The organism is Oerskovia enterophila, from assembly GCF_001692445.1.
Lineage (GTDB): Bacteria > Actinomycetota > Actinomycetes > Actinomycetales > Cellulomonadaceae > Oerskovia > Oerskovia enterophila.
Genome location: NZ_MAQA01000009.1, coordinates 52,113 through 69,156, shown reverse-complemented (window position 1 = coordinate 69,156; position 17,044 = coordinate 52,113). Strand labels below are relative to the sequence as shown.

15 protein-coding genes are annotated in these 17,044 nt (G+C 71.3%); 11 read left to right on the top strand and 4 right to left on the bottom strand.

The genetic code is table 11. The features are described 5' to 3' along the window. Positions 1–59 precede the first annotated feature (59 nt). Together OERS_RS05590 and OERS_RS05585 are read right to left on the bottom strand one after the other, a co-directional pair. Positions 60–794 (bottom strand): glucose 1-dehydrogenase, encoded by a 735-nt coding sequence (locus OERS_RS05590; protein WP_056644391.1) that lies wholly within the window; start codon positions 792–794, stop codon positions 60–62. Between the two features lie 110 nt (positions 795–904). Further along, positions 905–1,588: a TetR/AcrR family transcriptional regulator gene (locus OERS_RS05585; RefSeq protein WP_068625045.1), complete on the bottom strand. Its 684-nt coding sequence runs from the start codon at positions 1,586–1,588 to the stop codon at positions 905–907. A gap of 251 nt (positions 1,589–1,839) precedes the next feature. Here OERS_RS05585 and OERS_RS05580 point away from each other — a divergent pair, with 251 nt between their 5' ends. Beyond that, positions 1,840–3,240 carry a glutamate decarboxylase gene (locus OERS_RS05580; RefSeq protein WP_056644395.1) on the top strand — a complete coding sequence of 467 codons (1,401 nt, stop codon included), beginning with the start codon at positions 1,840–1,842 and terminating at the stop codon, positions 3,238–3,240. Positions 3,241–3,387: 147 nt separating this feature from the next. Here the strand turns inward: OERS_RS05580 and OERS_RS05575 are convergent, their stop codons facing one another. Continuing rightward, positions 3,388–4,626, bottom strand: coding sequence for an amidohydrolase (locus OERS_RS05575; protein WP_068625044.1), 1,239 nt, complete (start codon positions 4,624–4,626; stop codon positions 3,388–3,390). Positions 4,627–4,733: 107 nt separating this feature from the next. On the opposite strand from OERS_RS05575, the gene OERS_RS05570 reads away from it, so the two are divergent. The 6 genes from OERS_RS05570 (at position 4,734) to OERS_RS05545 (ending at position 10,233) form a co-directional block, all read left to right on the top strand. Next, positions 4,734–5,387 carry a hypothetical protein gene (locus OERS_RS05570; RefSeq protein WP_068625079.1) on the top strand — a complete coding sequence of 218 codons (654 nt, stop codon included), beginning with the start codon at positions 4,734–4,736 and terminating at the stop codon, positions 5,385–5,387. 97 nt (positions 5,388–5,484) lie between these two features. After that, positions 5,485–6,177: a copper resistance CopC family protein gene (locus OERS_RS05565; protein WP_083201250.1), complete on the top strand. Its 693-nt coding sequence runs from the start codon at positions 5,485–5,487 to the stop codon at positions 6,175–6,177. A 149-nt stretch (positions 6,178–6,326) separates the two neighbouring features. Then, on the top strand, positions 6,327–6,944 hold the full coding sequence (locus OERS_RS05560; protein WP_068625043.1) for a copper chaperone PCu(A)C: 618 nt from the start codon (positions 6,327–6,329) through the stop codon (positions 6,942–6,944). A gap of 46 nt (positions 6,945–6,990) precedes the next feature. Next, a complete protein-coding gene (locus OERS_RS05555; protein WP_068625042.1) occupies positions 6,991–8,247 on the top strand; it encodes a Dyp-type peroxidase in 1,257 nt (418 codons plus the stop codon). 398 nt (positions 8,248–8,645) lie between these two features. Next, the gene (locus OERS_RS05550) at positions 8,646–9,212 is read left to right on the top strand and encodes a type IV toxin-antitoxin system AbiEi family antitoxin domain-containing protein (protein ID WP_139107711.1); all 567 of its coding nucleotides are present in this window, start codon (positions 8,646–8,648) and stop codon (positions 9,210–9,212) included. Continuing rightward, entirely contained in the window at positions 9,193–10,233 is a 1,041-nt protein-coding gene (locus tag OERS_RS05545) for a nucleotidyl transferase AbiEii/AbiGii toxin family protein (RefSeq protein ID WP_211268438.1), read from the top strand. Before OERS_RS05550 ends, OERS_RS05545 begins: the two co-directional genes overlap by 20 nt. Positions 10,234–10,344: 111 nt before the next feature. Here OERS_RS05545 and OERS_RS05540 read toward each other — a convergent pair whose 3' ends face one another. Then, the gene (locus OERS_RS05540) at positions 10,345–11,409 is read right to left on the bottom strand and encodes a LacI family DNA-binding transcriptional regulator (protein WP_248948385.1); all 1,065 of its coding nucleotides are present in this window, start codon (positions 11,407–11,409) and stop codon (positions 10,345–10,347) included. Positions 11,410–11,723: 314 nt separating this feature from the next. Here OERS_RS05540 and OERS_RS05535 point away from each other — a divergent pair, with 314 nt between their 5' ends. The 4 genes from OERS_RS05535 (at position 11,724) to OERS_RS05520 (ending at position 16,999) form a co-directional block, all read left to right on the top strand. After that, a complete protein-coding gene (locus OERS_RS05535; protein ID WP_068625039.1) occupies positions 11,724–13,034 on the top strand; it encodes an ABC transporter substrate-binding protein in 1,311 nt (436 codons plus the stop codon). Positions 13,035–13,224: 190 nt separating this feature from the next. Beyond that, positions 13,225–14,178: a carbohydrate ABC transporter permease gene (locus OERS_RS05530; protein ID WP_056761102.1), complete on the top strand. Its 954-nt coding sequence runs from the start codon at positions 13,225–13,227 to the stop codon at positions 14,176–14,178. Beyond that, positions 14,175–15,122 (top strand): carbohydrate ABC transporter permease, encoded by a 948-nt coding sequence (locus OERS_RS05525; RefSeq protein ID WP_248948383.1) that lies wholly within the window; start codon positions 14,175–14,177, stop codon positions 15,120–15,122. Before OERS_RS05530 ends, OERS_RS05525 begins: the two co-directional genes overlap by 4 nt. Beyond that, on the top strand, positions 15,119–16,999 hold the full coding sequence (locus OERS_RS05520) for a glycoside hydrolase family 35 protein (protein ID WP_248948381.1): 1,881 nt from the start codon (positions 15,119–15,121) through the stop codon (positions 16,997–16,999). The genes OERS_RS05525 and OERS_RS05520 overlap by 4 nt, the downstream gene beginning before the upstream one ends. Positions 17,000–17,044: the final 45 nt, after the last annotated feature.

Genomic DNA, 17,044 nt, shown 5'->3' with positions numbered 1-17,044 from the left:
GGGCGGGCGAGGTGTCCGCCTCGCCCGCCCGGGTCCACCGGACCGGCCGGTGCGAGGGCCTACTTGTGCGGGACCCCCGCGATGAGCCCGCCGTCGATGATGAACTCGGAGCCCGTCGAGTAGCTCGACTCGTCGCTCGCGAGGAACAGGACGAGCTGCGAGACCTCCTCGGGCTCGGCGGGACGGCCCAGGGGGATGGGCAGGAGGTCGTGGCTGATCTTCTCGGTCATGGGCGTCTTGATGAATCCCGGGTGGACCGAGTTGACGCGCACGCCCGAGGGGCCGAGGTCCAGGGCCACGGACTTGGTGAGCCCGCGGACGCCGAACTTCGACGCGACGTAGCCGTGCAGGCCCGCGCTGCCGCGCATGCCCTCGACCGACGAGATGTTGATGATCGACCCGCGCCCGGCCTTGGCCATGACCGGGGCGACGGCGTGGATGCCGAGGAACGTGCCCGTGAGGTTGATGTCGATGATCTTGCGCCACATGTCGGGCGTGAACTCGGTGATGGGCGCCGCGTTCGCGATCCCGGCGTTGTTGACGAGCACGTCGATGCGGCCGAACGTCTCGAGCGTGAACGCGACGGCGGCGTCCCAGTCCTCCTCCTTGGTCACGTCGAGGTGGATGTACGCGGCGTTCTCGCCGAGCTCGGTGGCGAGCGCCTCGCCCTTGGCGTCGTCGAGGTCGGCGACGACGACCTTGGCGCCCTCGGCGACGAGCGCCTTGGCGTGGGTGACGCCCATGCCTCCGGTTCCTCCGGTGACGATGGCGACCTTGTTGAACACGCGGCCCATGGTGGGGCCTCCTTTCGGGTGTGCCCGGGGTCGGGGGAGCCCTCGTGGGGTGCCCGACGGCGGAGCGTGCGGTGTGCGGTGAAGCCCGCCTGCGCGGGTGGGGCGCCGGGTCAGTTCGGCGCGGTCCACCAGGAGGCGAGCGAGGTGCGGGCGATCCGGGGGAAGAACTCCGGGTCGCGCGGCACGGGGGTGGCGAGCCACGACTCGAGGGCCCCGACCGAGCCGAGCCCGACGTAGCACGCGTACGCGTGGGCGGCCTGCTCGACGTCCGTGGGCCCGGCGTCGTGGGAGACCGGCATGAGGTGCGGGTGGCTCACGAGGAAGGCTCGCAGCGTCTCGGTGAAGTGCTCGGCGAGCAGCCGGAACAGGGGCGCGCTGAGCCCGCCGTCGCGAGCACGCTCGTAGATGTCGGCGTGCGCGTCGACGTGCCCGGCGACCGAGCGGGTGATGGAGTCGACGACCCGGCGGGGATCGGGGGGCGTGGCGGTGGCGGTGCTCGTCTCCGTGCCGGCTCGGGGTGCACCCGGGCCGGGCCCGCCCTCCTGGGCGGCTCCGCCGTCGGGCATCACGCCGACAGCCGCGAAGAGCTCGTCGCGGATCGCATCGAGCTCGGTGCGCAGGATGCCCGTGAGGAGATCGGCCGGGCTGCTCGCGTGGTCGTAGAAGGTCGCGCGGTTGATCCCGGCGCGCGCGGCGACCTGGGACACGGTGACGTCGTCGATGTCGTGCTCGGTGGCGAGCTCGAGGACCGCGGTCCGCAGTGCTGCGGTCGTGCGTTCGATGCGGGGGTCCATGTCGCCTCCTCGGTGGGTGCGGGACGGGCCCGCGAAACGTGCTGACACTTCGACAGTACGCCCGGGCAACCATTTTGGCAACGCCTGTCGTCTAAGCGCGGCCGAGACGCGGAAAGGGCGGAAAGTCGGTCCTGTCGGCCCTGTCCCGAACGACCCGGACGCCTCGCCGGGCGGTCCTCCTGGCACGGACCTACCGTGGGAAGGTCGGGCGGATCGACCGACCCGCCCTCCCTCCTGCCAAAGGGACGAACATGTCCGGATCGAACCGTGGTGCAGAGTCCGAGGAGCGCGACGTCGTCGCCATGAACCCGCTGTTCTCCCGACCGGGAGAGGCGACCGAGCTGCCTCGCAACGTCCTGCCGCCGGGGGAGTCCTTCCCCGAGACGGCCTACCAGATCGTCCACGACGAGGCGATGCTCGACGGCAACGCCCGCCTCAACCTCGCGACGTTCGTCGGCACCTGGATGGACCCCTACGCGCAGAGGCTCAACGCCGAGACCGCCGACAAGAACATGATCGACAAGGACGAGTACCCGGCCACGGCCGCGATCGAGACCCGGTGCTGGAAGATCCTCGGCGACCTGTGGAACGCGCCGGACCCGGCGAGCACGATCGGGACCTCGACCATCGGGTCCTCCGAGGCCGCCATGCTGGGCGGGCTCGCGCTCAAGCGGCGCTGGCAGCACGCGCGCCGCGCCGCGGGGAAGTCGACCGAGAAGCCCAACCTCGTGCTGTCGAGCGCGGTCCAGGTCTGCTGGGAGAAGTTCTGCAACTACTGGGACGTCGAGGCCCGCTACGTCCCCATCTCGCTCGAGCACAAGGTGCTCGACGGGTTCGAGCTCGAGAAGTACGTGGACGAGAACACGATCGGGGTCGTCGCGATCCTCGGGGTCACGTACACCGGGGCCTACGAGCCGGTCGAGAAGATCTCGGCCGTGCTCGACGAGATCCAGGCCGCGACCGGGCTCGACGTCCCCATCCACGTCGACGGCGCGTCAGGAGCCATGATCGCGCCGTTCCTCCAGCCGGACCTGGTGTGGGACTTCCGGGTCGAGCGCGTGGTGTCGATCAACACCTCGGCCCACAAGTACGGGCTCGTGTACCCCGGGCTCGGGTGGGTCGTCTGGCGGGACAAGGCTGCGCTGCCCGAGGACCTCGTCTTCTCGGTGAGCTACCTGGGCGGTGACATGCCGACGTTCGCGCTCAACTTCTCCCGGCCCGGCTCGCAGGTCCTGCTCCAGTACTACCTGTTCCTCCGCCTCGGCTACGACGGCTACTACAAGGTGCAGAAGGCCTCGCAGGACGTCGCGCTCTACCTCTCGGGCGAGATCGCGAAGATGCCGCAGTTCGACCTGTGGAACGACGGGAGCGACATCCCGGTCTTCGCCTGGAGCCTCAAGAAGGGCTACACCGACAAGTGGACGCTCTACCACCTGTCCGAGCGGCTGCGGACCAAGGGGTGGCTCCTGCCGTCGTACCCTATGCCCGTGGACCTCGAGGAGCTGACGGTCCAGCGCATCGTGGTGCGCAACGGGCTGAGCCGCGACCTGGCGGCCAGCCTGCTCGGCGACATCCGGACGGAGATCGCGTTCCTCGACGCGCTCGAGTCACCCATGCCGGTCGAGGCCGTGAGCAAGGGGTTCCACCACTGAGGTGCGCGTGACCGGAGAGGTCAGGTCGACGCGGGACGCGAGGTAGAACGCGCTGAGCGACGTAGTGCTCGGCGGGTTCTACCTCGCGCAGCACGTTCTACCTCGTCACCGACGGACGGGCTGGGAGCGGCCGGCCCACCCCATGGGTCAGTCCGCGAAGCGCTCCCCGCGCTCCACGACCCGGCCCGCTCCGCGACCACCGGCCGCCGCACGGTCCCACGTGTAGACCTCGGTGCCGGTCACGAACACGTTCTCGGCGCGCGACGTCACGTCGAGCGGGTCGCCGGACCAGATCACGACGTCGCCGTCGAGCCCGGGGCGCAGGGAGCCGATGCGGTCGTCGAGCCCCAGGAACGCGGCCGGGTTGGTCGTGAGGGCCTGGATCGCGACCTCGGGGTCGAGCCCCTCCTTCACGGCGAGCGACGCCTGGTGCACCAGGAAGTTGATGGGCACCACGGGGTGGTCGGTCGTGATCGCGACGCGCACGCCCGCGCGGGCGAGCGCCCCGAGGCTCGCGATGTTGCGGTTGCGCAGCTCGATCTTGGAGCGCGACGTGAACAGCGGGCCGAAGATGACGGGGACGTCGTGCTCGGCGAGGACGTCGGCGACCGCGGCGCCGTCGGTCCCGTGGTTGATGACGAGCTTGTAGCCGAACTCGTCCGCGAGGCGCAGCGCGGTCGCGATGTCGTCGGCGCGGTGCGTGTGCTGGTCCCAGTAGAGCTCGCCCGCGAGCACGCGGCCCAGGGTCTCCTTGGCGAGGTCGCGCTCGAACGGCTCGCCCTTGGCCTGCGCCGCATCGCGCTTGGCGACGTAGTTCTGGGCGTCGACGAACGCCTTGCGGATGACGTTCGCCACGCCGAGGCGCGTCGAGGGGAGCTTCTTCTGGTCGCCGTAGACGCGCTTGGGGTTCTCGCCCAGCGCCGACTTCACCGACACGGCCTCGCGGATGACCTGCTCGTCGACGGTCCGCCCGCCCCAGGTCTTGATCGCGACGGTCTGGCCGCCGATCGGGTTGCCCGAGCCGGGCTTGATGACGGCCGACGTCACGCCGCCCACGAGCGCGTCACGGAAGCCCTCGTCCTCGATGTTGATGGCGTCCAGGGCGCGCAGCGCGGCGCCGTTGGGGTCGGTCATCTCGTTGGTGTCGTTGCCGGCCCAGCCCTCGGCCTCCTCCATGACGCCCATGTGGCCGTGCGACTCGACGAACCCGGGCAGGACCCAGCGGCCCCCGGCGTCGAGCGTGCGGACGCCGTCGGGCACGACGACGTCCTGGCCGACGGCCGTGATGACGCCGTCCTCGACGAGGACGGTCGCGTTCTCCAGGGGTGCGGAGGCGACGGGGACGACGTAGCCGTTCGTGATGGCGATGCTGTTGCGTGTGGTCATGCGCTCTATCCTCTCCCCGACCCGGCGGGCCCAGTACTCGGGGACGGGCCGTGCGCCCACCGGAAGCAGGATCAGACGCCGCGTCATGTCCCGCTAGGGTGGTCCCCGTGCTCACCCAGGTCGCCGGTCCGTTGCGCGTCGCGCGCGCCGGTCTCGTCGCGACCCTGGTGCTCGCCCTCGCGGCGCTCGCGCACCGCGTCGGCGGTGGCACGCTCCCGGACCCGCTGATCCTCGCGGCCCTGGCCGCGTTCACGATGGCCGGCGCGACGTTCGCGGCCCGCTTCCGCCTCACGTTCGCTCGACTGGTCGCGGTCCTCGGCACGGGCCAGGTCGCGCTGCACTACGGCCTGGGGTTCGGCGCGGGCGTCACGTGCGCCCCGGCGGCGGGCGCCGCGGCGGGGCACGCGGGGCACGGGGCAGCGGCTCAGGTGTCGGCGTGCGCCGCGGGCGCGACCCTCCTGCCCGACGGCGTCGCGCACCTCCCGCACGAGACGCCCGCGGGAGCGTGGATGGTCCTGGCGCACGTGCTCGCGACCTTGGTCGTGGCCCTGGTCGTCGCCCACGGCGAGCGGGCGCTCGGCCTGCTGCTGGCGTGGCTCGCCCCGCGGACGGCGCTCACGGACATGCTGCCGGCGCTGCCCGTCGCGCACCGGCTCCCGACCCCGGTCGTGGCGCCGTCCCGCGCGACGACGGTCCACCTGCGGATCCCGACGACGCGCGGGCCACCGCTGCTCGCCCGGCCCGTCGCCGTTCCTTCCTGACCCCGTCCGCGCTCGCGCGCGGACCATCGACGAGGCCGGCCGCCCCCTGGGTACCCCTTGCGCGAGCTCGTGCCGCGCCTCATCGAGAGCCTCTTCCATGCCTTTGCAGACCGACCAGTCCCACCCGTCCACGCCCACCGCACGCCGAGGGCGAGCGGTCGCCCTCGCACGCCCCGCACCCCTCGCCGGCCCGGCCCGTCTCCTGGTGGCGGTCCTCGCCGCCCTCGCGACGCTCGCAGCGACCCTGCTGCTCAGCGTCGGCGGTGCCGTCCCGGCCCAGGCGCACGACCGCATCATCAGCTCCGACCCGGCCGACGGCGCGCAGCTCGCCACGGCCCCCGCGGCACTGACCATGACGTTCAGCACCGAGCCGCTCGCGGTCGAGCCCCAGGTCGTCGTGACCGACTCCGCGGGGACCGTCGTCGCGCAGGGCAGCCCCACGATCGAGGGGACCTCCGCGACGTTCCCGTGGCCCGCCGAGCTGACCGGTGACACGTACACGGTCGCGTGGCGCGTCGTCTCGTCGGACGGCCACCCCATCGAGGGCACGTTCTCGTTCGCGGTCGCGGCGGCTCCCGAGCCTGCCCCGACCACGGCGAGCGAGGAGCCCTCGGCCGTGACGCCGTCGGCCACCGAGGACACGACGACCGAGGCGACCACGTCGGCAGTGCCCGAGGAGACCGACGACGAGGGCCGCTCGATCGCCCCGCTGCTGATCGGCATCGGGGTGCTCGCGGCCGCGGCCGTCGTCGTCGCGGTGCTGATCGTGCGCCGCCGCCAGCAGGACTGACAGACCCTCCACCCACTTCCCGGCGACTCGTCGCCCGGGCGTTCCCGCGACCCGTCGGTCGTGCGTCCCGTCCTGCCCCGGACCGCGCACGACCCGCGCCGCGGGCCGCCCTCGCGCGCCACGACGCCGGGCCTCTCGAAGGAACCACCATGACTGCACGCACCACCACCCACCCCTCGTCCCGCTCCGCTTCCGCCCGCCCGCGGCGTACGGCCCTGCTCGGCGCGGCCGTCACGACGCTCGCGCTGCTCGCGGTCGCGGGATGCTCGACGACCTCGGCCGACACCTCGTCCGGTGCGCCCGCGCCGAGCGCCTCGTCCGGCAGCGCGTCGACGGGCACGGCAGCCGACCACCTGACCGCGACCGACCCCTGGATCAAGGCGGCCGACTCGGGGATGACGGCGGCCTTCGCCGTCCTGCACAACGACGGCGACCAGGACGTCACGGTCGTCGGCGCGACGTCCGACCTGTCCCCGGTCCAGATCCACGAGATGGCGACCGACGACTCGGGCGCCATGGTCATGCGCGAGAAGCAGGGCGGTCTGACGATCCCCGCGGGCGGCGAGCGCGCGTTCGAGCCGGGCGGCGACCACCTCATGCTCATGGAGCTCTCGTCACCGGTCGAGCCCGGGGCCGAGTACGACGTCACGCTCGAGCTGAGCGACGGCTCGACGCTCGTCGTCACGGCTCCGGCCCGCACGTTCGCGGGGGCCAAGGAGGACTACGACGAGGGTCACGAGGGTCACGACATGAGCCACGATGGCTGACCGCGCGTCCCGTACGGGCCTCGGTTCCGCCCCCGATCAGGAACCGATGCCGCCCGCCGACCCCACCCGGCGGGCCAGGGTCTCGCGCCGGGCGTTCCTGGTCGGCGGGGCCGCCGCGGGTGCGGTCGCGGTCGCCGGTGCGGGAGGTGCGTGGGCCGGGAGGGCCACGGCCCCCGCGACGGGAGCGGCGTCGTCGGGCACCGCAGGAGCCCTCGCGCTGCACGGTGACCTGCGCGTGCCCTTCCACGGCCCGCGCCAGGCGGGCGTCGAGACGCCTCCCCAGGCGTACCTGACGCTCGTCGCGCTGAACCTCGCCCCCGGCACCGACCGGGACGCGCTCGTGCGGCTCATGCGGATCTGGACCGACGACGTCGTGCGTCTCACCGAGGGGCGCCCGGGCCTGACCGACACCGAGCCCGAGCTCGCCGAGGTGCCCGCGCGCCTCACGGTCACGGTGGGCTACGGGCCCGCGGTCTTCACGGCCGCGGGCCTCGACGACCGGCGTCCCGCCTGGCTGGGTCCGCTGCCGGCGTTCGCCGTGGACCGGCTCGAGGACCGCTGGAACGACGGTGACCTGGTGCTCCAGGTCTGCGCCGACGACGAGGTCACGGTCTCGCACGCGGTCCGGATGCTGCTCCGCGAGGCGCGGGACTTCGCGTCGGTGCGGTGGCTGCAGAAGGGCTTCCGGCGGTCGGTCGGGAGCGAGCCCGCGGGCCGGACCATGCGCAACCTCATGGGGCAGATCGACGGGACCCGGAACCTGGACCCCGTCGCGGACGCCCCGCTCGTGTGGTCGGACGGCACGGACGGGTGGCTCGCGGGCGGCACGTCGATGGTCGTGCGGCGCATCCGCATGGAGCTCGACACGTGGGACGAGGTCGACCGTTCCACGCGCGAGGCCGTCATGGGGCGTCGCCTCGCCGACGGCGCGCCGCTCACGGGCGAGAAGGAGCACGACGAGCCGGACCTCGAGGCGGTCGGTCCGCACGGGTTGACCGTGATCGGGCCGGCGGCGCACGTGCGGAGGGCGCGGACCAGCGACCCGGCCGAGCGGTTCCTGCGGCGTGCGTACAGCTACGACGACGCACCCGACGTCGCGACGGACCCTGGCGCGCTCAGCAGCTCGGGCCTGGTGTTCGTGACGTTCCAGGCGGACGTCGACCGGCAGTTCGTGCCGGTCCAGCGGCGGCTCGACGAGGTGGACCTGCTCAACGAGTGGACGACGCCGATCGGTTCCGCGGTCTTCGCGGTGCCTCCGGGCTGCGCCGAGGGCGAGTTCCTGGGACAGGCGCTGCTGGGCTGAGCGCGGCCGACCGGACGGCCCGTGCAGGGTGCCTCGTGGCGCTCGGCACGGGCCGCTCCGCTGCGGATGGTGACACCCGATGTCAGAATGTGATGCGGGTCACGTCGACGTTCTGTATCAAAGGAGGAGGCCCCTCCTCTGAGTCATGTGAGTGCTCGGTCGTCGATGGGGGTCGTGACGAGCGCGAGGGTCGGAGGCGGCCCGTGGTGTGAGCGCTGCAGGGGGGCGCTCACGCGACGGGCCGCCTCCGGCGCGTCCGGGGTCGGAGGGTGGACCTTCGGCAGAGCGGGCTCGTTTGAGACAGGTGACCTGTGTCACATTCCTCGGCCAAGCCCCCGTTGGCGATGCCTCGTCGCCACACGATGTCAAAAGGGTGCCACTGGCGGTACCCTTTTGACATGCCGCACGCTCGCGACCGCCTGCTCGAGGGGGCTTTCGACAGCCACGGGTTCGTCCGCCGCGTCGACGCGCTGCGCGAAGGGCACAGCCCGCACGCGCTCAAGCAGCTCGTCGCGCGCGGCTACCTGGAGAAGGTCGCTCATGGCGTCTACCGTGTGACCGTCGTCCCGGTGAGCGAGTACGACGACCTGCATCTGGCAGTGCTGTGGACTGGTGTCGACGAAGCCGCGTTGTCTCACGAGACCGCCCTCGATCTCTACGGGCTCAGCGATGTCAACCCCGACAGGATCCACGTCACCGTGCCCAGGCGTTGCCGAATCCGGCGTGCCGGCGCCGACGGGATCGAGGTCCACTACCAAGACCTCGATACCCGCCAGATCGGATGGTTCGAACAGATCCCGACGGTGACAGCCGCGACAGCGATCGCCCAGTGCATCGACACGGGCACCCCGACCTACCTTCTACGCCAGGCCCTGACGGCGGCCCGCGAGACAGGGCGCGTCACCCCAGGCGAGAGCGCTGATCTGCGAAGGAGACTGGCGAACCGTGACACAGCAGAGCGCTGATCTGCCCCAAGGTCTTGCCGAACTGCCTGCCAAGAACAAGGAACCCGCGTCGGTCACAGTGCTCAACTCTTGGCTCCTGCAGGCCGAGAAGCGCCTGGGAGACCGCGGCGGCCGCCTGGCCTGGCTCGTTGCATCCACAGTTGTCATCGCGGCGCTACAGCGAGCCCTGGACACAACCGGCCAGCCGCTCTTCCTGCTCAAGGGCGGTACTCTGCTGCAGCATCGGCTTCCCAGCGCGCCCACGCGCGCGACCAAGGACGTGGACGGGCTCATCCGCGGTGATATCGATGACTTCCTTGCCAAGCTCGATGACGAGTTCGCCGAACCCTGGGGCCCGCTGACGCTGCGACGGGACGCCGTCGAGGTCATCCAAGCTCCTGCCCGCGTCGTCAAGCCGCGCCGCTTCGACGTCGTCGTCGAGCTCCGGGGGAAGACGTGGCGCAGGATCCAGGTTGAGATCGCGCCTGACGAAGGTAGTGCTGGCGCTGAGCCTGAACCGTTCACGCCGCCTACATTGGCAGGCCTCGGGCTTCCGGACCCTACCGCGATGGTGGGCATTGCGATGCGCTACCAGGTCGCGCAGAAGATCCACGCCTGCACTGACCCCCACGACCCGCCGACTGCGGTCAATGACAGGGCACGCGACGTCGTCGACCTGCTGCTGCTTCGCGACCTCGCCGAGATCGGCCAGGACCCCGCCGTCGTGCGCGCAGCCGTCGTCGACATCTTCGTCGCGCGTGCACGCGATGCCCAGGCCCTGAGTCGCGCTGTGCGTGCGTGGCCGTGCGTCGTGGTCGCTCACCCGCACTGGCCGACCGACTACGCGCGCGCCGCGGCCGATGCGCAGATGGACCTTACGCTCGACGAAGCAGTTGCGGAGCTCAACGCGTGGCTGGCGCAGATTGACGCAGCTGTGTCCCCGGCCAACGGTTCGGACGGTGACGACAGCGATGATGACGATGAAGATGACGAAGACGACGAGTGTGGCGACGGGGAACTGAAGGGAGAGCACGCCCAGTAGTCGCGTGCGCCTCACGCGTTGAATCTGAGCCTGTCGTCGCCGACGCAGCCGACATCCAGAGGGCGTACTTGACCATTCGTTCGATCACCAAGGCCTCGTCCCGCCCATGGCTCAGCGCGGCGGCGCCGTGCTGAGGCGCACCGCGAGCTCTGGCAGCACGACCTCGGGCTCGTGCACCGTCGTCGGGTCCGCGATGAGCGCGATCACGTGCTCGACCGCGAGGCGACCGGTCAGGTGGAACGGCTGGCGGACCGTGGTGAGCGGGGGAGCGCAGTACGCGGCGAGCGCGATGTCGTCCATGCCCACGACCGACACGTCCTCGGGCACGCGCCGACCCATCTCGGTCAGTCCGCGGATCAGCCCGAACGCCATCTCGTCGCTCGCGACGAACACCGCCGTGACCTCGGGCAGGCGGCCCAGGACCAGGCCGTTGCGGTACCCCGACTCGGGGCTCCAGTCGCCGTAGAGGACGGGGGGCTCGGTGCACCCCGCGTCCTCGAGCGCGGCCCGCCACCCGGCCGTGCGTCCGTTGGCGTCGTTCCACGACGCGGGGCCCGCGAGGTGCCACACGGTCTCGTGGCCCAGCTCCACGAGGTGCTCGGTCGCCGCGCGCCCGGCCGCGACCTGGTCGACCGCGACGACCTCGGTCGCCGACGACTGCATGCCGTCCACGACGACCGTCGGGGTCCCGTGGATGAGGTCGCCGAGCGACTCGTCGTCGCGCACGGGCACGGCGATGACCAGGCCGTCGACGCCCTGGTCGAGGAGCCGCTCGACGGCCTGCGCGATCGACGCGGGCGAGAGCGACGCGGTGCTCGCGGTGCTGACGAAGTAGCCGCCGTCGCGGGCCGCGCGCTGCATGCCGAGCATCATGGCGCTGCCCGAGTAGAAGTCGGTCTCGTGCGTGATGACCCCGATGGTCTTGCTGCGCCCGGTCACGAGCGCGCGAGCGAGGCTGTTGCGGCGGTAGCCGGTCTGCTCGACGGCGGCACGCACCCGGTTGCGGGTGGTCTCGTTGACGTTGGGGTGCCCCGACAGGACGCGCGAGACGGTCTGCGCGGACACGCCTGCGACGCGGGCGACGTCGGCCATGGCGGGGCCGCGGCCTCGCGGGGGAGCGACCGTGGTGGTGCTCTGCGCCGGCTCCGACCGCTCGGACCGTGACGGTGGTTCCACGTGCTCTCCTTCGGGCGTGAGGGCCGCTCGCGGAGCGTCGGGCACCTCGGTGTGCGTGGCCACGGATGTGCTCCGCAGCGTAGTGGACGTCAACACCGCAGGCCTGCCTGGCCCACGTCGCCGTCACCCAACTGTTACCTGTGTTGACCATAACAGTCAGAACATGCAGCGAAAAGTGACGGATTCACGCAGACCGAGCATCCAGATGTTGCAAGGGTTGTGATCCATATCAACGGTGTGTCAGAGTGTGCCCCACGCAGACCGCGGCGCCGTCGCCGCTCCATCCTCAGCACAGTGTGGTCAGAAGGAGAGTCATGAAGTCATCGATCATCAAGGCAGCCGGGGTCGCGTCGATCCTCACCCTCACGGTGGGCGGCCTGACCGCCTGCTCGTCCGACTCGACGTCCGGCAGCGGATCGGCCGAGGGCGACGGCAAGGTCAAGGAGGTTGAGGTCTGGACCTGGGCCGCCGGGTACGACGAGGCCGCGAAGGCGTTCAACGCCGCGCACGACGACATCCAGATCAAGTACACGCAGATCGAGCCCGGCAACAAGGGCGGCTACGACAAGATCCGCAACTCGATCACCGCGGGCAACGCCCCGTGCCTCGCCCAGGTGGGCTTCGAGACCCTCCCCAGCTTCGTCGCCGAGGGCAACGTCGTGGACGTCACCGAGTTCGCCTCGGCCGACAAGGACCTCTACGCCCCCGCGGGCTGGGCCGGCGTCTCCGTGGGCGACAAGATCTACGGCGCCCCGCAGGACCAGGGCCCCATGGTCCTCTTCTACAACAAGACCGTCTTCGAGGCGAACGGCGTGGCCGTGCCGACCACGTGGGACGAGTACCAGGCCGCGGGCGAGCAGCTCAAGGCCGCGGGCGTCAAGCTCACGGGCACCTACGAGGACTACGACTACTCGGGCTTCGCCTGGCAGGCCGGCGCCCCCTGGTACGAGATCAAGGACGGCGCCTGGTCCATCACGCCCGACTCGCCCGAGAACCTTGAGGTCGCGAGCTACTGGCAGGGCCTGATCGACGCCGACCTGATCGGTGCGGGCATCTGGAGCGACGAGTGGTCCGCGGGCCTCGGTGACGGCTCGATCGCCACGATCGTGGGCGCGGCCTGGTTCTCCGGCATCCTCAAGGACTCCGCGGCGGCCTCGGCCGGCGACTGGGCCGTGGCCGAGCTCCCGCAGTGGGAGGCCGGCGACGCCAAGACCGGCAACGTGGGCGGCAGCCTCTCCGCGGTCCTCAAGGGCTGCGACGACCCCGAGGCCGCCTGGACCGTGGCCAACTGGCTCAGCACCGACCCGGGCTCGGTCGACTCGCTCATCGAGGGCGGCGGCGTCTACCCGGCCTCGGTCGCGGGCCTCGAGTCCGAGCTCCTCACCTCGGGTGACGACTACTTCGGCGGACAGGTCGTCGCCGACGTCTTCAAGACCGCCTCGGGTCAGGTCAACGAGGACTGGGCCTGGGGCCCCGGCGTCTCGACCCTGGTCGGCACGCTCGCCACGGGCATGAAGCAGGCCTACGCCAAGGAGGGCGGCGCGACCGTCGCGACCGCGCTCACGGGCGCCCGCGAGGCGACCGAGTCCGAGCTCAAGCAGCAGGGCATCGCCGTCAACGAGTGACCTGACGGTCTCGCACGAGCGGTGCGACCCGGTCTCGACGGCCGGGTCGCACCGACCGGCACAGCATCACCCGAGCATCACCGCAGCACAGCAGCAGAAGGCCCGACGACGCCACGCACCTCCGAGCACCGGTGCACCCTGGCGCGTGACGTCGTCGGGCACCACGACGCATCCCCCTGAGGAACCCACCATGACCACGAGCCTGACGTCGGCGGCACCGCCGCCGGTGGAGACCAAGCCCACGGCGGCCACGCCGCCCAGGCGGCCGCGCAGCCGGACCAGCCGGTACGCGATCTGGTTCGTCGGACCGTTCGTGGTGCTGTTCGTCGGGATGTACGTCGCACCGATCCTCTTCGCGCTCTACAAGAGCCTGTTCCGGATCCAGCGTGACGCGCTGGGCCTGGGCGGCACGCAGGAGATCTTCGACCCCTTGTTCAACTACGCGTACGCGCTGGGTGACGAGAAGTTCATCAGCTCGATCGGGCGCGTTCTCCTGTTCGGCGTGGTGCAGGTGCCCGTCATGCTGGTCCTCGCGCTCGGGATCGCGCTCCTGATCGACTCTGCCTCGGCCCGGGCCAAGGGGTTCTTCCGGCTCTCGAGCTTCGCGCCCTACGCGGTGCCGACCGTGGTCTCGGCGCTCATGTGGTCGTTCCTCTACTCGCCCACCAACGGTCCCATGGGTCAGGTGCTCGGGTGGTTCGGGATCGAGGTCAACTTCCTCAGCCAGGACCTCGCGCTGTGGGCCGTCGCCAACGTCGTGACGTGGGGCTGGACGGGCTACAACATGATCATCATCTACGCCGCGCTCCAGGGGGTCCCGGGCGAGGTGCTCGAGGCCGCCAAGCTCGACGGGGCCTCGCCGTGGCGCACCGCGTGGAGCATCAAGATCCCGCTCGTGCGGCCCGCGATCCTCCTCACCACGATCTTCTCGATCATCGGCTCGGCGCAGCTCTACAACGAGCCGTTCGTGCTCAAGCAGAGCACCGGGGCGATCGACGCGAGCTACACGCCGATCATGGCCGCGCAGGCCTCGCTCCAGTCGGCCAACTACCCGTACGCCGCAGCCCAGTCGGTGCTCCTCGCCGTCGGCGTGGCCGTGCTGTCCGTCCTCTTCTTCCGTCTGACGTCCAGGAGGTCCTCGTGACCACGAGCAGTGTGCCCGTCGTGGCCGAGAAGACCGCGGGCAACCGCCTGCGCCGCAAGCGCTCCACCCCGAAGGGGACCCCGGACGGCCTGCGCAAGGACTCGATCGAGACCACGGCCACGAGCCGCATCGCGGTCACCGCGGTGCTCGCGCTGACCGCCGTGTACTTCCTGTTCCCGCTGTGGTGGCTGTTCGTCGCGGCGACCAAGGACGCCGGGTTCACGTTCGCGGGCAGCCCCCTGTGGTTCTCGAACTTCGACCTCTTCGGGAACATCCAGGACCTGTTCGCGTACAAGGACGGGATCTTCGCCGTCTGGATGGCGAACTCGGCGCTCTACTCGATCGTCGGCGCGGGGCTCGGGACGCTCATCGCGGTCGCGACGGGCTACGCCCTGGCCAAGTACGAGTTCCGCGGCAAGGGCCTGCTGTTCGGCGTGGTCCTCGGTGCGGTCCTCATCCCCAAGGTGCTGTTCACGCTCCCGCTGTTCCTCATGTTCTCCGCGACGGGCATCGTCAACACCTACTTCGCGGTGCTCCTGCCGAGCATCGTGAGCCCGTTCGGCGTCTACCTGGGCCGCATCTTCGCCGCGAGCTCGGTGCCCGACGAGGTCATCGAGGCCGCGCGTCTCGACGGTGCGAACGAGGGCCGCATCTTCTTCGGGGTCAGCCTCAAGATGATGGCCCCCGCGCTCGTCACGATCTTCCTCTTCCAGTTCGTCGAGATCTGGAACAACTTCCTGCTCCCCTCGCAGGTCCTCATCTCCGAGAACCTGCGGCCCGTCACGGTCGGGCTGGTGAGCTGGAACGCCCTGGTCCAGGCCGGCCAGATCGAGCGGCACATGGTCATCATCGGCGCGTTCGTGGCGGTCGTCCCGCTCATCGTCGCGTTCCTCTCCCTCCAGCGCTTCTGGCGCTCCGGACTTGCAGCGGGGGCTATCAAGTGAGCCAGCACGACCCAGCCGACCGGGCCTCGAGCCCGGCCGGCGGCCAGACCCTGCGCGCCGACGGCGCGACCCTCGTGCGCGACGGCGTGCCCCACCGGATGCTCTCGGGCTCGGTCCACTACTTCCGGGTCCACCCGGACCTGTGGGAGGACCGCCTCCTGCGCCTGCGCGCCATGGGCCTCAACACGGTCGACACCTACGTCCCGTGGAACTGGCACGAGGCCGCGCGCGGCACGTTCGACTTCACCGGGTGGCGCGACGTCGAGCGGTTCGTGCGCCTCGCGGGCGACCTGGGACTCGACGTGGTGGTGCGCCCCGGGCCGTACATCTGCGCCGAGTGGGACAACGGCGGCCTGCCCGCGTGGCTCACCGCGACGCCCGGGATCCGGCTCCGGTGCAGCGACGAGGCCTACCTCGCCGCGGTCGCGGCCTGGTTCGACGAGCTGCTGCCGCGCATCGCGGCGCTCCAGGCGAACCGCGGCGGCCCGGTCGTGGCCGTCCAGGTGGAGAACGAGTACGGCAGCTTCGGCGACGACCACGCCTACATGGCGTGGGTCCACGACGCGCTCGTGGAACGCGGCATCGACGAGCTCCTCTTCACGGCGGACGGCCCCACGGACCTCATGCTCGACGGCGGTTCGCTCCCCGGCGTGCTGGCGGCGGCCACGTTCGGCAGCCGTCCCGGACAGGCGCTCGACAAGCTCACGGCCCGCCGCGGGGAGCAGCCGTTCGTGTGCGCCGAGTTCTGGAACGGCTGGTTCGACCACTGGGGCGACCCGCACCACGTGCGCGGTGCGGACAGCGCCGCGGCCGACGTGCGCGACCTCCTCGACCTCGGCGGCTCCGTGAGCCTCTACATGGCGCACGGTGGCACCAACTTCGGGCTCACGGCCGGAGCGAACCACGACGGGACCCGCCTGCAGCCCACGGTCACGAGCTACGACTCGGACGCCGCGGTGGCCGAGGACGGGAGCGTGACCCCCAAGTTCTTCGCGCTGCGCAAGGTCTTGTCCGAGCACGCCGCGCACGGGACCCGGATCCCCGAGGACGCCCAGGACGACCGGTGGATCGTGCCGTCGCCCAAGCTCGCCGCGCGCGCCCTGCCGCCCGTGAGCACGCGCCCGCTCCTGCCCGCGCTGCGGGCGTCGGGCGCTGCGGTCGTCCGGTCGTCGCCCCTGACGTTCGAGGAGCTCGGACAGAACGCCGGGCTCGTGCTCCACACGGCCACGCCCGTGCTCCCTCCGGGAGACAGCACGCTCTCGGTCCTCGGGCTGCACGACCGCGCGACGGTCTACGTCGACGGCCGGGAGGTCGGCGTGCTGGAGCGCGAGACCTCGCACCGCGGGCTCACGGTCCACGGGGAGGGCGTGCCCGTGCGGCTCGAGATCCTCGTGGAGAACCTCGGCCGCATCAACTACGGCCCCCGGCTCGGTGAGCACAAGGGGATCCTGGGCGACGTCCTGGTCGAGCGCCGGATCGTGCACGGCTGGACCTCGCGGTCGCTGCCGCTCGACCTGCTGCCCGTGGACGGGCTGTGGGCGGCGGGTGAGCCCGACGCCGCGGACGCCCCGAGCGTGCCTCGCCACGCCGTCGGGCCCCAGGGCGTCCTGGCCCGGACGGCCCTCGACCTCGACGAGCCCGCCGACACCTTCCTGACCCTGCCCGGCTGGACCAAGGGCTTCGTGTGGGTCAACGACGTGCTGCTCGGCCGCTACTGGGAGCGCGGCCCCCAGCACACCCTCTACGTCCCCGCGCCGCTGCTGCGCGCGGGGAGCAACACCGTCACGGTCCTCGAGCTGCACGCGGTCGGTTCCGACCTCGAGCTGACGGACGAGGCCGTCCTCGGCGAGCCCGAGGAGTACGTCGAAGAGCTGTGACGCCCGTCGGTCGGGGGACGGCCGATGAACTGCTATCGAAGGAGA

What these genes read in the sequence shown, in the direction of transcription:
- OERS_RS05590 (WP_056644391.1), bottom strand. Translation starts at nt 794, where the DNA reads ATGGGCCGCGTGTTCAACAAGGTCGCCATCGTCACCGGAGGAACCGGA.
- OERS_RS05585 (WP_068625045.1), bottom strand. Translation starts at nt 1,588, where the DNA reads ATGGACCCCCGCATCGAACGCACGACCGCAGCACTGCGGACCGCGGTC.
- OERS_RS05580 (WP_056644395.1), top strand. Translation starts at nt 1,840, where the DNA reads ATGTCCGGATCGAACCGTGGTGCAGAGTCCGAGGAGCGCGACGTCGTC.
- OERS_RS05575 (WP_068625044.1), bottom strand. Translation starts at nt 4,626, where the DNA reads ATGACCACACGCAACAGCATCGCCATCACGAACGGCTACGTCGTCCCC.
- OERS_RS05565 (WP_083201250.1), top strand. Translation starts at nt 5,485, where the DNA reads ATGCCTTTGCAGACCGACCAGTCCCACCCGTCCACGCCCACCGCACGC.
- OERS_RS05560 (WP_068625043.1), top strand. Translation starts at nt 6,327, where the DNA reads ATGACTGCACGCACCACCACCCACCCCTCGTCCCGCTCCGCTTCCGCC.
- OERS_RS05555 (WP_068625042.1), top strand. Translation starts at nt 6,991, where the DNA reads ATGCCGCCCGCCGACCCCACCCGGCGGGCCAGGGTCTCGCGCCGGGCG.
- OERS_RS05550 (WP_139107711.1), top strand. Translation starts at nt 8,646, where the DNA reads ATGCCGCACGCTCGCGACCGCCTGCTCGAGGGGGCTTTCGACAGCCAC.
- OERS_RS05535 (WP_068625039.1), top strand. Translation starts at nt 11,724, where the DNA reads ATGAAGTCATCGATCATCAAGGCAGCCGGGGTCGCGTCGATCCTCACC.
- OERS_RS05530 (WP_056761102.1), top strand. Translation starts at nt 13,225, where the DNA reads ATGACCACGAGCCTGACGTCGGCGGCACCGCCGCCGGTGGAGACCAAG.